The 930-nt window shown below is 56.8% G+C and carries 2 protein-coding genes; both read right to left on the reverse strand.

The features are described from left to right. The coding region (locus AC1DT3_RS22720) for a cation:dicarboxylate symporter family transporter (RefSeq protein WP_477467426.1) at nt 1–494 on the reverse strand (494 nt) is incomplete at its 3' end. A 73-nt stretch (nt 495–567) separates the two neighbouring features. Next, on the reverse strand, nt 568–930 hold a 363-nt coding region (locus AC1DT3_RS22725; RefSeq protein ID WP_477467427.1), incomplete at its 5' end, for a hypothetical protein.

Here is a 930-nt window from a genome sequence, read left to right on the forward strand (position 1 = left end):
GCAAAGAACAGTACCTTCAGATTGTCGCCGTTCGCCAAGGCGCTGAAGATGTTGTCGGGAACGATCTGCATGATCGCCTTCTCGAAGCCATGATCTGGCGTGGTCGGCTTCGAGGGCTGCGAGAGCGACATCTCCAGATCGACCGCATAGGGTGATTTGTCCACCATCGCGCCCAAGGTTGCCCTCGCTTGTGCATCGAGAAGACGTCCCGGGCCGATCAGAGCGCTGAGGGCCACACCGATGAAGCCGCAAAGCAACAAGCCGCTGATGAAAACGACAAGGACCCGCTTAAGGGACGAGCGGGCCGCATGCGCGCGCAGCAACCGACTGAGGCTTACGGTTATTGCCGAGATCAGAAATGGGAGCAGACACATTTTCAGGAGGCTGAGATAGATCAAGCCGATGGGCCCGATCATATGAGCGAGTCCCTTGTGAAAGACACCGATATAGAGGCCCAGCAAGAGACTGGCGAGGATCAGCCAAGAGTTGGTCAAGATGCGCCCCAATGTCTGAAGCGCGGTGGAATCTGGCGTTCCGCGAAGGGGAGTCGTATGGTGTGCCATCGCCCTATTTACTGCTGCCGGTTTTTGCTGCGGCATTCGCCGCGAAGATCTCATTGAACTGGTCGAGAAGGCTGTCGACTGTCAGTGGCTTCATTCGCGCAAGGTAGAGATTAACGAAAGTTCGCAGCTGCTCGCTTTGCCATGGCAGCGCGATCGCAATGTCGTCGCGCGTATCGTTGATGACGACGGTCCGTAGATTCAATGCCGCCGTAGGATCGCTTCGAATGACCTTTTTGATCTCCAGTTCGTCGCGATAGGCCATCGACACGTCACCACGGCTGACCGCTTTCACGAGATCTGGCTCCCAGGCTTCGAAGGGGACGATCTTTGCCTTTGGAAAAACGTCCGGCGCGTAATCGGCGAATGC

The sequence above is a fragment of the Microvirga sp. P4_G7 genome (assembly GCF_056401005.1).